This is a genomic window from Cryobacterium aureum, from assembly GCF_002954245.1.
Taxonomy (GTDB): Bacteria; Actinomycetota; Actinomycetes; order Actinomycetales; family Microbacteriaceae; genus Cryobacterium; species Cryobacterium aureum.
In genome coordinates this window covers 182,639-194,632 of sequence record NZ_PPTG01000014.1, presented here as the reverse complement: position 1 = coordinate 194,632, position 11,994 = coordinate 182,639, and the positions used below count along the sequence as shown (strand labels likewise).

General features: G+C 62.5%; 14 protein-coding genes. 7 read left to right on the top strand and 7 right to left on the bottom strand.

Annotated elements, in window-relative coordinates:
- The first annotated feature begins 25 nt into the window (after positions 1-25).
- Both CJ028_RS06550 and CJ028_RS06545 read left to right on the top strand, forming a co-directional pair.
- On the top strand, positions 26-814 hold the full coding sequence (locus CJ028_RS06550) for an ABC transporter ATP-binding protein (protein WP_105034463.1): 789 nt from the start codon (positions 26-28) through the stop codon (positions 812-814).
- A gap of 179 nt (positions 815-993) precedes the next feature.
- On the top strand, positions 994-1,263 hold the full coding sequence (locus tag CJ028_RS06545) for a DUF2277 domain-containing protein (protein WP_105034462.1): 270 nt from the start codon (positions 994-996) through the stop codon (positions 1,261-1,263).
- Here the strand turns inward: CJ028_RS06545 and CJ028_RS06540 are convergent.
- Together CJ028_RS06540 and CJ028_RS06535 are read right to left on the bottom strand one after the other, a co-directional pair.
- Positions 1,260-1,697, bottom strand: coding sequence for a hypothetical protein (locus CJ028_RS06540; protein ID WP_105034461.1), 438 nt, complete (start codon positions 1,695-1,697; stop codon positions 1,260-1,262). The genes CJ028_RS06545 and CJ028_RS06540 overlap by 4 nt on opposite strands.
- 16 nt (positions 1,698-1,713) lie before the next feature.
- Entirely contained in the window at positions 1,714-2,208 is a 495-nt protein-coding gene (locus CJ028_RS06535) for a hypothetical protein (protein WP_105034460.1), read from the bottom strand.
- Between the two features lie 171 nt (positions 2,209-2,379).
- Between CJ028_RS06535 and CJ028_RS06530 the strand changes: the two genes are divergently transcribed.
- Positions 2,380-3,540: a threonine synthase gene (locus tag CJ028_RS06530; RefSeq protein WP_105034459.1), complete on the top strand. Its 1,161-nt coding sequence runs from the start codon at positions 2,380-2,382 to the stop codon at positions 3,538-3,540.
- Positions 3,541-3,860: 320 nt separating this feature from the next.
- On the top strand, positions 3,861-5,477 hold the full coding sequence (locus tag CJ028_RS06525) for an isocitrate lyase (protein WP_105034533.1): 1,617 nt from the start codon (positions 3,861-3,863) through the stop codon (positions 5,475-5,477).
- Here CJ028_RS06525 and CJ028_RS06520 read toward each other — a convergent pair.
- The gene (locus CJ028_RS06520) at positions 5,474-5,755 is read right to left on the bottom strand and encodes a hypothetical protein (RefSeq protein WP_105034458.1); all 282 of its coding nucleotides are present in this window, start codon (positions 5,753-5,755) and stop codon (positions 5,474-5,476) included. The genes CJ028_RS06525 and CJ028_RS06520 overlap by 4 nt on opposite strands.
- A 147-nt stretch (positions 5,756-5,902) precedes the next feature.
- Positions 5,903-6,427, bottom strand: a complete 525-nt coding sequence (locus CJ028_RS06515) for a hypothetical protein (protein WP_105034457.1) — start codon at positions 6,425-6,427, stop codon at positions 5,903-5,905.
- A 559-nt stretch (positions 6,428-6,986) separates the two neighbouring features.
- Here CJ028_RS06515 and CJ028_RS06510 point away from each other — a divergent pair.
- Positions 6,987-8,312: a flavin monoamine oxidase family protein gene (locus tag CJ028_RS06510; RefSeq protein WP_105034456.1), complete on the top strand. Its 1,326-nt coding sequence runs from the start codon at positions 6,987-6,989 to the stop codon at positions 8,310-8,312.
- 5 nt (positions 8,313-8,317) lie between these two features.
- Here the strand turns inward: CJ028_RS06510 and CJ028_RS06505 are convergent, their stop codons facing one another.
- Entirely contained in the window at positions 8,318-9,838 is a 1,521-nt protein-coding gene (locus CJ028_RS06505; RefSeq protein ID WP_105034455.1) for a SulP family inorganic anion transporter, read from the bottom strand.
- A gap of 256 nt (positions 9,839-10,094) precedes the next feature.
- On the opposite strand from CJ028_RS06505, the gene CJ028_RS06500 reads away from it, so the two are divergent.
- Entirely contained in the window at positions 10,095-10,457 is a 363-nt protein-coding gene (locus tag CJ028_RS06500; RefSeq protein ID WP_240607129.1) for a MerR family transcriptional regulator, read from the top strand.
- An 89-nt stretch (positions 10,458-10,546) separates the two neighbouring features.
- Positions 10,547-10,930, top strand: coding sequence for a hypothetical protein (locus tag CJ028_RS06495; protein ID WP_105034453.1), 384 nt, complete (start codon positions 10,547-10,549; stop codon positions 10,928-10,930).
- A gap of 92 nt (positions 10,931-11,022) precedes the next feature.
- Here the strand turns inward: CJ028_RS06495 and CJ028_RS06490 are convergent, their stop codons facing one another.
- Together CJ028_RS06490 and CJ028_RS06485 are read right to left on the bottom strand one after the other, a co-directional pair.
- On the bottom strand, positions 11,023-11,259 hold the full coding sequence (locus CJ028_RS06490) for a helix-turn-helix domain-containing protein (RefSeq protein WP_439099033.1): 237 nt from the start codon (positions 11,257-11,259) through the stop codon (positions 11,023-11,025).
- Positions 11,252-11,866 carry a hypothetical protein gene (locus CJ028_RS06485; protein ID WP_129590400.1) on the bottom strand — a complete coding sequence of 205 codons (615 nt, stop codon included), beginning with the start codon at positions 11,864-11,866 and terminating at the stop codon, positions 11,252-11,254. The genes CJ028_RS06490 and CJ028_RS06485 overlap by 8 nt, the downstream gene beginning before the upstream one ends.
- Between the last annotated feature and the right edge of the window lie 128 nt (positions 11,867-11,994).

Sequence of the window (11,994 nt, the reverse complement as noted above, 5' to 3'; positions counted from 1 at the left end):
CCGACCAGCAAAGTAAAGGAATCCCATGCTTGAAGTCACTCATTTGCAGAAGCTCTACCGCACGGCCGAGACGAGTTTTGAGGCCTTGCGAGATGTACATTTCACCGTTGCCCCGGGCGAATTCGTGTGCCTGGTCGGACCTTCTGGGAGCGGCAAAACGACCCTGCTGAAATGCATGGCCGGCCTCATGAAACCAACCTCGGGCACGGTCCGGGTTGCCGACAAAGCCGTTGCCGGACCGCCGGAGGGGCTCGCCCTCGTCTTTCAGGAGTATGGGCGCAGTTTGTTCCCGTGGCTGCGCATCGCTGAGAATGTAGAACTGCCGCTCAAAGAACTCAAGATTCCGGGGAAAGAACGCGGGGCGCGCGTTGCGGAGGCCCTGGCCCATGTCGGCCTGGAAAACTCGGCGCGATCATATCCGTGGCAACTCTCCGGTGGTATGCAGCAGCGAGTCGCCATCGCCCGCGCGATAGCGTACCGGCCCGACGTCCTCCTCATGGATGAGCCGTTCGCTGCAGTTGATGCGCAGACCCGAGCCGATCTGGAAGACCTGGTTCGCGAGATCTGGCGGGACTTGAAGATCACCACGCTGTTCGTGACCCACGACATCGACGAGGCCGTCTATTTGGCTGAGCGCGTGATCGTGTTGTCATCGACGCCGACGATCGTGCAACGAGAGATGATCATCGACCTGCCGTCCGAGCGCGACCAGCTCTCAACCAGGGCGTTGCCGCGGTTCTCCGAGCTCAGACATGATCTGTACGCCGAGATTCAGAAGGCCAAGACCCACTCGGCGCTGACTCTCACGGCGTAGGCCCGACCGTGTGCCGATGACAACAGTCGAGTCCAGCTCCTCGCTCCGGATGATGCGGGGGAGCAGCCGTGAGCGAAATCAGGTCGGGTGCGGGCATGGGACGTCTCCTGTCGAAGCCGAGCGGGGGCATCCTACGCCCGGGTCTTGAAGGCTGTCGGAAGCGTGATTACCCTGAAGGCATGTGCCGAAACATTCATGTCCTGAGTAACTTTGAACCTGCCGCGACCGATGACGAGGTGCACGCGGCCGCACTGCAATACGTGCGCAAGATCAGCGGGTCGACGCATCCGTCGAAGGCGAACGCGGAGGCGTTCGACCGTGCGGTGCACGAGATCGCGCACATTTCACGGCACCTGCTCGAAGACCTGGTGAGTGTCGCGCCGCCGAAGAACCGTGAAATCGAGGCCGAGAAGGCCAAGGCGCGCTCGCAGAAGCGGTTTGCTGCCTAGAGGCTGCGCCATTCCGCATATAACACCATGACGGCTGCCACGACGCTGGCGGCCACACCGAAGACCAGACCGAATGCGATGGTGATTCCGGCGTAGGCTCCATCGTCGATCAGGGACAGCACGCCGGCCACCACCACTGATAACAGCACTACGCCCAGGGTCGCGCCGACTGCGGCTCCCGACGTGCGCGCGCGCCGCGATTTCGTGAGGTGCCGATCGACGATCGCCACGGCGGCCAGGGCGCCCAGTAGCGCCGCCGCCGCGATGACTGAACCGATCACACCGTAGTTCGCCATGGAACGCACGACAAACCAGAACCGAAATTCGGTTTCACGGCTACCGGCATCGGTCATGATGATCGCCACGACCGCCGCGAGGAGAAACCCCACGAACGGTGCAAACACCGCGATGCGCCAGTAACGCCGAATAATCATGTGCCCACCCTACGTTCTAGAACTCCAGCCACGCACCGGGCAGCGGATGCTCCACCCGGGCTGGCCGGATGCGCTCGCTTCGCCGCTCCGCCCGGTACACCAGAAACGCTGCCACGATGCCCGCAACGATGGCCAGCACCACGGTGAAGGAGACGATGAGGGAGGCCCAATTATCGCCGACTCTCCCTTGCACGGTGGCGAAGACGATTCCGAGAACCAGTACGCCGCTGGCCGCCCCCAGAGCGGCCCATGCTGTGCGCGCGCCAGACGTTTTAGCGAGGTGCGGGTCGATACAGGCGACCATCATGATTCCGCCGATCAGCGCGGCGAGACTGACCGCCAGACCCACGGAACCGAAGCCCAAAACCGCCCGCGCGACGCTTTCGACAGTCGTACCGGAGCGGGTCTGAGAGTTACCGCCCATGGCCATCACGCCGAACACGGCGGCCCCCAGGAGAAAGCCGAGTACCGGCGCCATCAGGCCGATGCGCCAATATCGGTGAAACATCATGCGTCCCACCCTATGGGGAGCATCAGTCGGTGTCGGGGGCGGTGACTCGATCCGAAAGGTGTCCGCCGTAGTAGTCGGACTGCTGCGACATGACCTCGCGCATGGATTCGTCGCGACTCACGCCATAAGACGGGCTCATGAAATTGAGTGCGGGGCAGTTAGTCTGAAGCGATGCCTGACCTAATCTGCTCCGACTGCGGCGCAATCTACCCGGTGGAAAGCCTGGCCTGGCGGTGCACCTGCGGCGGTGTGCTCGACGTGGTCGAATTCGCCACACAAATGGATGCCGCGGCTCTACCCGGCCGCGCCACCTCGCTCTGGCGCTACGCCGAAGCCCTGCCGATCGCTGCCGACCGTACCATCACCCTGGGGGAGGGCTTCTCACCACTCGTGCCGGCCCGCGCGCTTCCGCACGTGCAACTCAAGCTGGACTTTCTGCTGCCGACGCTCTCCTTTAAAGACCGCGGCGCCGTCATACTCGCGACCCTCGCCAAACGGTTGGGCGTCGAAAGTGCCATGGTCGACAGCAGCGGCAACGCCGGCACGGCGATGGCCGCGTACTTCGGTCGGGCCGGCATCGATTGCACGGTCTACGTGCCCGAGTCCACGTCGCCCGGCAAGCTCGCGCAGATGCGTGCGCACGGCGCGACGGTTGTACTGGTGCCTGGTTCGCGCAGGGACACCTCCGCGGCGGCCCTGCAGGCGGCCGGGCAACCCGGTGTGCTCTACGCGAGCCACGTCTACCATCCGTACTTTCTGCACGGCGTCAAGACCTACGGCTACGAAATCTGGGAGCAGCGTGGATGCTCGCTGCCGGAGACGGTGGTGGTTCCTGTCGGCAACGGAACGATGCTGCTCGGCTGCTACCTCGCCTTCAGCGAGCTGGTGGCCGCGGGTCTCGCCGAGCGGATGCCGCGGATTGTCGCGGTGCAGGCATCCGCTTGTGCGCCGCTGGAACAGGCCATGGCGCAGGGTATCGATGCGCCCGTGGCCGCTGACGGCGGCCGCACGATCGCCGAGGGCATCGCCATTGCGGCGCCACCCCGGGGACGACAGATTCTCGCGGCCGTGCGTGCCACCGGCGGCACCATCGTCGCTGTCACCGACCGGCAGACCGCGGCCGCCCGGCAGGAGCTGGCCGACGAGGGGCTCTTCGTCGAGCCCACCTCGGCCGTGTGTTTCGCCGCCGTGCGCGCCGCCGTCGACCAGACGTTCCACTCCGTCAGCCGCACCTGGGCGACGGCCGCGAGCCTGCTCACGGCCGAGTCGGTAGTCGTGCCGCTCTGCGGTGCCGGCCTGAAATCGCTCGAGTCAACGACACGGCACGCATGATCGACGAAGAAACCGCTGACGCCCCCCTGTGTCCTGCCTGCGGCACCGAGATGATCACTGACGGTGTCGACACCGCCGAAGGGCTGGAATCCTGCTATCGGTGCCCACGATGCCGACTGGTTATCGTCATACCCGGCCTCGGGCCGGAATAGACCCATCCCCGACGAATAACTTTTCAATTGCAGAAGAATCGCGTTTATTCTGGCTAACTTTCTTGAGAAGACCGGTTGTTCTTGCGTCAATCTGGGTTTAGCAGCCGATACCGGCCAGTTGAGTCAGAAGTCCCGGCTCAGCCCAACTCATACGTCGAAGGAATGAACATGACTGAGTACCAGAAAGACATCGAGGATATCGAAGCCCTCAAGCAGCAGGTTGGAAGCAGCTGGGACGCCATCAACCCCGAGTCCGTCGCCCGGATGCGGGCCCAGAACCGGTTCAAGACCGGCCTCGAGATCGCTCAGTACACCGCCGACATCATGCGCAAGGACATGGGCGAGTACGACGCCGATTCCTCCGTCTACACCCAGTCGCTCGGCGTCTGGCACGGTTTCATCGGCCAGCAGAAGATGATCTCGATCAAGAAGCACCTCAAGACGACCAACAAGCGCTACCTGTACCTGTCCGGTTGGATGGTTGCAGCGCTGCGCAGCGAATTCGGTCCGCTCCCCGACCAGTCCATGCACGAGAAGACGACCGTTCCCGCTCTCGTCGAAGAAATCTACACCTTCCTCCGTCAGGCTGACGCCCGCGAGCTCGACCTGCTCTTCACCGGCCTCGACAACGCCCGCATCGTCGGCGACGACGCCAAAGCAGCTGCGATCCAGACGCAGATCGACAACTTCGAGACCCACGTTGTGCCGATCATCGCCGACATCGATGCCGGCTTCGGTAACCCTGAAGCCACCTACCTCCTGGCAAAGAAAATGATCGAGGCTGGCGCCTGCGCCATCCAGATCGAGAATCAGGTCTCGGACGAAAAGCAGTGTGGCCACCAGGACGGCAAGGTCACCGTTCCTCACGAAGACTTCATCGCCAAGCTGAACGCCGTTCGCTACGCGTTCCTCGAGCTCGGTATCGAGAACGGCATCATCGTCTCGCGCACCGACTCGCTCGGTGCCGGCCTTACTCAGAAGCTCGCCGTGACGTACACGCCCGGCGACCTCGGTGACCAGTACAACTCCTTCCTCGACGTTGACGAAATCACCGAGGCCGACCTTGGTAACGGTGACGTCGTCATCAAGCGGGACGGCAAGCTGCTTCGCCCGAAGCGCCTTGCTAGCAACCTGTTCCAGTTCCGCGCCGGAACCGGCGAGGCGCGTTGCGTTCTCGACAGCATCACGTCGCTGCAAAATGGTGCCGACCTGCTCTGGATCGAGACTGAGAAGCCCCACATCGGCCAGATCGCAGGCATGATGAACGAGGTTCGCAAGGCCATTCCGAACGCCAAGCTGGTCTACAACAACAGCCCGTCGTTCAACTGGACCCTGAATTTCCGTCAGCAGGCGTACGACGCACTCCTCGCCGAAGGCAAGGACGTCTCAGCCTACGACCGCGCCAAGCTCATGAGCGTCGACTACGACGAGACCGAACTGGCCGTGAATGCCGACGAGAATATCCGTACCTTCCAGCGCGACAGCTCCAAAGAGGCTGGTATCTTCCACCACCTCATCACCCTGCCGACGTACCACACGGCTGCACTCTCGACGGATGACCTGGCCAAGGGCTACTTCGCCGATCAGGGCATGCTCGCCTACGTCAAGGGCGTGCAGCGTCGCGAAATCCGCGAGGGAATCGCCACGGTCAAGCACCAGAACATGTCCGGTTCGGACCTCGGTGACAACCACAAGGAGTACTTCGCCGGTGCAGCAGCCCTCAAGGCTGGCGGCGTGAACAACACGAGCAACCAGTTCGAGGAACCGGCTTTGAGCAGCCACTAACTCCCACTGGATGACGAAGAAGCCCCGGTCACGCGACCGGGGCTTCTTCGTGTGTCGAGCGCGTCGACCATGGCCGCAGCAGCTCGGCGAGCGTGGTGAAGGCGGTCAGCGGTACCGGCGAGCCCGGCACGAACCATGGCGCCCCCCAATAGGAAGGCGCAATGCTCGGCGGTGATCGCGTCGACGCTTGTTGCCAACAGGCCCTTGGCGTAGAACAGTTGGGCGGCCGAAGCGAGCAGCCGTTCCTTGGCCGACCCGCCGTTTGATTTGACCGTCATTGCCGGTGGTCACCCTCGATAGACGAGCGGATGTCATCACGGCTGCACTCGACGCTGCTATGGGTGCCGATTCGTGCCAGTCGATTAGCCATCGCCGGTGTGTTCCACTTTTCCGGCGAGGCGACCCGGTCCGATGAAATGACGGCGTTAGTCCTGCACCGGCTTGATCGTGACCACGATTGCCTTCGTTTTCGACGTAAATTCGGTTTGTCTGGAGTCGGCAAGAGAATCGGACATTTTGACAGCATAGATTTGGACGTCGCTGTTGGACCAACCATGTGTGCTCATGCCCGACAGGCTGCTTTCCGGAAAGTCAGCGGCTTGAAGCGTCTTGTCCAATTTTTCGAAGACCTCCGAACCGCCGGCCAGGATGGCGATAGATACCCTGCTGGTGTCGTAGGCGTCGGGATCAGTCGTGGCGTATTCCCCCGCGCAGATCACCGACTGGCTGGCCGAGAAAAGATCCGGTTGAGCGAAGTCCCCGGTCTGCGAGATAGTGTCGGCCGCAACATCGCCGAACATGACGGCCTGAACTTGAGTCACGGAGCAGGCTTTCGTCGAGGTGCGTAACCGCTCTAATGCGCTGCTCGTTCCGCTGTTCGCCGCGCACCCTGAAAGCAGCGCCATCATCACCACGGGCGTCGCTATGGACGCGACAATCGAGATCCGCATGATATTTTTCCCCGTCTATTTACGTGTCTTCAACTTCGGAAAGAGCCGAAACGAAGTAGTGCGATCCTCGAGATCAAGTTCGCCTCAGCTTACTGACCGTCCCCTCGTGGCAAGTGTGCCCTCACGGCCCCCAATAATGGGCACTCGAAACAACTGAGACGAGCATGAACCATCACGCGTCGTAGAAGCGATTCCCGCGGGCCGCCCGGTGCGACCGCGCACTCCTTCTCTGCCGACGAGCCAGGGCCTGTGGACGTGGCTGGGCCCCGTTGACGCCTTGGTGAGCAGCAGCCCGCGAATCGCGGAACTCACCTCGGCGCCGATCAAAGCGGGTGCGTGCACATACCGCTCCATCCTGAACCGCTCGCGCAATACCGTGTCGCCCCGCCGGTTCTGCAGCAGTCGTACAACGATTGAGGCATCCACGACCGTCACGGTCGGTCGTCGTCAATAAATGAGCGGATGTCCTCACCACTGCCCTCAACGCTGTTGCGGGCAGGGCGGGATCGATAGCGTCAGTCCGCCCCCATGCGAGGTGGGCAGAGGAATAAGGTCAGGCATGGAACAAATAGACACGATCGTGGTTGGCGCCGGAGTAGCAGGGCTGACCGCCGCTCGGTTGCTGGCGCGGGCCGGCCGCCGCGTCGTGGTGCTCGAGGCCCGCGACCGCGTCGGCGGACGAGTGTGCACAGACCGCGCTGACGGGCTGGTCACCGACCTGGGCGCATCCTGGATCCACGGCGTCACTGCTAACCCCGTCGCGGCGGCGGCCGAGGCGTTCGGCCTGCCGACTGTGGAGTTCACCGTCGGGGGATACCAGCCGGACAGCCGCCCGATCGCTTACTACGGTCCGACTGGCGAGCGTCTGGGCGATGATGCCGCGCGGGCTTTCGCCGACGACGTGCGCGCGGTCGACGCTGCGCTGGTCACGGCGGTCGCTGCCTCGAAAGCGGATGCCTCCTACCGGCACGTCACCGAGACAGCCCTGGCCAGCTTGGGCTGGGACGATGATCGTGCTGAACGGGTGCGCGAATTTCTGCAGCATCGAAGCGAGGAACAGTATGGGGCGTGGATCGAGGACCTTGCCGCCCACGGCCTTGATGACGATGTCATCGACGGCGATGAAGTCGTTTTTTCACATGGCTATGACCAACTGCCGGGGCACCTGGCGGCCGGGCTGGACATCCGCTTTGACCAGGTCGTCACCCGGGTGCGCTGGTCGACGGAGGGTGTCACCGTCACGACGGGAAACGGCACTCTGACGGCGGACAACGCGGTCGTGACGGTACCGATCGGAGTGCTCCAATCGGCCGATTTCATCATCGAACCAGCGCTCCCCGAACCGAACGCCGGGGCCCTGGGGCGACTCACGATGAACGCCTTCGAGAAGGTCTTTCTGCGGTTCCCGACCAAGTTCTGGGACGACGGGGTCTACGCTATCCGGCAGCAAGGCCCCGAGAGCCGCCGGTGGCACTCCTGGTACGACCTCACGGCTCTGCACGAAACGCCGACATTGCTGACATTCGCGGCCGGTCCGGTGGCCCGGGAGATTCGCACCTGGACTGAAGAGCAGGTCGTCGACTCCATTCTCGGGCAACTGCGACGACTTTACGGCGCTCGGGTGGAGCAGCCGATCCGCGTGGATATCACCGCCTGGCAGGACGATCCCTTCGCGCGCGGTTCGTACGCTTATATGAAGCTCGGCTCCACAACAGCCGACCACGACGATCTCGCAACGCCCATCGGCGGGGTGCTCCACCTCGCCGGAGAGGCGACCTGGACGGACGATCCCGCGACGGTAACCGCAGCGCTATGCTCCGGTCACCGAGCGGCCTCGAATATTCTGCGGCAGGAGATTCCGATCGCCGAGGTGTGGGCCGACTGAATCAGTCAGTGTCCGCCGCCGAGGTTGCCGGCGAGGCGGGCGTGCAGTTCGTGGCTGGCCTCGTTGAGGCCTTCGATGACGACGTGCTTGTCGTGTCGCTCATATTTGTAGGTGATGGCGTCGAGGGTGGCCACGGTTGAGGCGTCCCAGATGTGCGATGCCGACAGATCGATGACGATGCGGTCGGGGTCGTCGGCGTACTCGAACTGGGTCATTAGATCGTTGCTCGAGGCAAAGAACAGCGCTCCGGTCACCGTGTAATAGGCCGTCGGAACGGGCTGATCGAGCTCGACGGTGCGCTCAACCCGGGCGAGGTGGGCGACGCGACGCGCGAAGGCGACCATCGCGACGATGACACCGACGACAACACCGATTGCGAGGTTGTGGGTGAGAACGATGATGACGACCGTGGCGATCATGACAGTGGTCTCGCTTTTGGGCATCCGCTTAAGAGTCGACAAGCGGATGCTGTGCCAGTCGAACGTGAGATAGGACACGATGATCATTACCGCGACCAGGGCCGCCATGGGCACGACCGCGAGCACGTCACCGAGGCCCAGCACCAGAACGAGAAGGAAGACACCGGCGAGGAACGTCGAGATGCGGGTGCGGGCACCCGAGGCTTTGACGTTGATCATGGTCTGGCCGATCATGGCGCAACCGCCCATGCCACCAAACAGGCCGCTCATGATGTTGGCGACGCCCTGGCCCCAGGTCTCCCGGGTCTTGTTGGAATGAGTGTCGGTGATCTCGTCGACGAACTTCGCGGTCATGAGCGACTCGAGGATGCCGACCAGGGCCATGCCGAGGGCGTAGGGGGCGATGATCGTGAACGTCTCCCAGCGAAGCGGAATGTTCGGAAAGAACAGCTCGGGCAGGCTCTGGGGGAGTTCGCCTTGGTCGCCGATCGTGGGCACCTTGATAGCCATCAGCACGGTGACGCCAGTGATGACGACAATCGCTACGAGCGGCGCGGGAACGATCTTGGTGATGCGCGGCATGACGACCATGATGACCAGGCCCGCCGCGACCAGCGGGTAGACCAGGAACGGCACGCCGAGCAGCTGGGGGAGTTGCGCGCCGAAGATGAGGATGGCGAGGGCGTTGACGAAGCCGACCATGACGCTGCGGGGAATGAAGCGCATGAGCTTGGCGACGCCGATCAGGCTCAGGACGACCTGGAATACCCCGGCGAGGATGACGGTGGCGATGAAGTATTCCATGCCGTAATCGCGGGCGACAGGGGCGATGACGAGGGCGACAGCGCCGGTAGCGGCCGTTATCATAGCGGGGCGGCCGCCGACGAAGGCGATGGTGACGGCCATCACGAAGGAGGAGAACAGGCCCACGCGGGGGTCGACGCCGGCGATGATCGAGAACGCAATCGCCTCGGGAATCAGAGCCATCGCCACGACGAGCCCGGCGAGCACCTCCCGGGTGAGCAGGCGCGGCGTGCGCAGGGCGGTGAGAACCGAGGGTTCCGCTTTATAGCGGTTCGATGCAGCAGATTTTTGAACGATGGCCATGAGGCCTCCAGAAGCTGGGCCGAGTGGCGGCCGAAGTGGATACGGAAGAGTTGGGTGGGCGCCGCAGTGCGCACCTCCACCGGCCCTCGGGGATAACGCCATCAGGGACAACGCCATCAAGGACAATGGTGGGAGAGTGGGCTCACAGATGAATGTCAGCCGACTTCTGCAACACTACACTAACGTAAGGGTTGATTGTGACCCCAAAGAAAGAGGCCTTCCGATGGCACCAGGCGCGACAGACTCTGCGGTCACAATGCACATCGGCGAACTCGCCGACAAGACCGGGCTCTCGCTGCGCACGATTCGGCACTATGACGAGGTCGGTCTGCTCAAGGCATCCGCTCGTACCGATGGTGGCTTTCGTCTATACACGCCCGACGATTTCACTCGGCTGATGCTCATTCGTCGTATGAAACCGCTCGGCTTCACTCTCGATGAGATGACGACGCTACTGGCGGTCATCGACGCCCGACAAAACGGTGAAGCGGATGCCGACACTCCCGAAACAAAGCAGCAACTCAACGCCTTCATTGCCGAAACCGTTGCGCGACGCCAGAAACTCCAGGACCAGCTCGGCATGGCCGACGAGTTTCTGGAGTTGCTCCGCGCTCAGTAGAAGTGATAGTCCCTACGCAGAAACGAAACCGCCTCGATACAGTGGGACTCAACTCCGCAATTGACTACCTCTATTAGAAGCGAGTTTCTGTGTCACTAAGCGTCAACTCCGCCGCATCGATTGCTGGGCTCACCCCGAGTCGAACGTCGGCCCCTCGTTCCACCGGAGTGCAGCCGGCCGACAAGCTCATGTCTCTGTTGACGGCATCCGATCGCGAGATCGTCTACCAAGCGACCGGACGTCGAGTCGATGACAGCTCAAGTATTGTTTCCATGTTTGCAGTCGAAATCGCCCTGGACCGTCAGTCGGGATATCTTTCCGCCGGTCAAGAAGTTTCTCCGGCATACCTTCAGCTGATGGCCACCAAATACGCTGGAGACGAGTACTCACAATCATTCGGAGTTGCCATCGGTAACGCATTGAGCTACCTCGCCGGGCAGGCGCCCCGCACGGGCATCGACGTCACCGCGTGAGGTTCATCTCCGCCGAATGAGCTCGTCGGCTTGCGTTCATACTTGACGCTAGCCGACGTGTGGCCGGGATTCAGCGGTCGGTAGATCCGGCTCTACTCACGGATCGAGAAGAGTTGCTGCGGCGTCGTATCGAGAGCGTCGCAAACGAGGGTAAGCGTAGTGAAACGGATGGCTTTCGCCCGGTTGTTCTTAAGGATCGAGAGGTTGGCCATGGTGATTCCCGTGCGAGCAGACAGCTCAGTGAGCGTCATGCCTTTGCCGATTAGTACGGCGTCTAAATGGCAGACGATCCGGTGGTTGGCCGAAGTCTCATCGAGCGGTTCAGACAACTCCGTCGACATCCTTCTCGAGTTTGGCTCCGGCCTGAAACGCAGCTGTGAGCGCGAGGGCAACGAGTCCGGCGACTATAACGGACACCGGCCATTGCGGGTAGTTCGTGTTAATCGCTTGATAGTCGCCGCCGAGGAACTGTTCCTGCTGCTCGGTAGAGACTGCCCCGGTGCCAAACAGGAGCCCGATGCGCGAGGTGAGGTAAACGTTCGCGACGGTATCCGTTAGGGCCTGGGACACTCCGCCGATGAGGAGTGCGAAGCTGAGCCGTCGCCAGTTGGTCAGGACGAACGGGTCGAAAGGACGTGCCTGCGCTATCCCGCGCAGAACGCGGAGCAGGAACACTGTCGCTAGAACAATCGTCGCGCCATGGACGAGGGTTGGTAGGGCGCTGAGGAGGCGCAGCGATAGGTCGGCATCAGCCAGCGTCCCACTCGCGCCGTCTCGCAGGTCCGCTTTCAAGAGCTGCGGCAGATGAGCCAAAGGCAGTCGGCCGTCGGCACCTCCGAACGCCATCAACGCGCGCCCAGTCACGATCGTGATTGCCTGCGTGAGGTCGCTCAGGACCGTGAAACTCGCGACGATCAGTAGGATCGCGCGGACCACGCGGAAGACTTTCGGCCGCTCGCGAAGTGGTCGACTCTCGATGACATTCCCCTGGACCATGAGTGACTCCGTATTGTTTTTCGATGTTATTGAATATCAATATACACGAGTCGCGACGGTGAGACGCT

What these genes read in the sequence shown, in the direction of transcription:
- CJ028_RS06520 (WP_105034458.1), bottom strand. Translation starts at nt 5,755, where the DNA reads ATGACGGTCAAATCAAACGGCGGGTCGGCCAAGGAACGGCTGCTCGCT.
- CJ028_RS06505 (WP_105034455.1), bottom strand. Translation starts at nt 9,838, where the DNA reads ATGGCCATCGTTCAAAAATCTGCTGCATCGAACCGCTATAAAGCGGAA.
- CJ028_RS06525 (WP_105034533.1), top strand. Translation starts at nt 3,861, where the DNA reads ATGACTGAGTACCAGAAAGACATCGAGGATATCGAAGCCCTCAAGCAG.
- CJ028_RS06540 (WP_105034461.1), bottom strand. Translation starts at nt 1,697, where the DNA reads ATGATTATTCGGCGTTACTGGCGCATCGCGGTGTTTGCACCGTTCGTG.
- CJ028_RS06500 (WP_240607129.1), top strand. Translation starts at nt 10,095, where the DNA reads ATGCACATCGGCGAACTCGCCGACAAGACCGGGCTCTCGCTGCGCACG.
- CJ028_RS06515 (WP_105034457.1), bottom strand. Translation starts at nt 6,427, where the DNA reads ATGCGGATCTCGATTGTCGCGTCCATAGCGACGCCCGTGGTGATGATG.
- CJ028_RS06535 (WP_105034460.1), bottom strand. Translation starts at nt 2,208, where the DNA reads ATGATGTTTCACCGATATTGGCGCATCGGCCTGATGGCGCCGGTACTC.
- CJ028_RS06550 (WP_105034463.1), top strand. Translation starts at nt 26, where the DNA reads ATGCTTGAAGTCACTCATTTGCAGAAGCTCTACCGCACGGCCGAGACG.
- CJ028_RS06530 (WP_105034459.1), top strand. Translation starts at nt 2,380, where the DNA reads ATGCCTGACCTAATCTGCTCCGACTGCGGCGCAATCTACCCGGTGGAA.
- CJ028_RS06510 (WP_105034456.1), top strand. Translation starts at nt 6,987, where the DNA reads ATGGAACAAATAGACACGATCGTGGTTGGCGCCGGAGTAGCAGGGCTG.
- CJ028_RS06545 (WP_105034462.1), top strand. Translation starts at nt 994, where the DNA reads ATGTGCCGAAACATTCATGTCCTGAGTAACTTTGAACCTGCCGCGACC.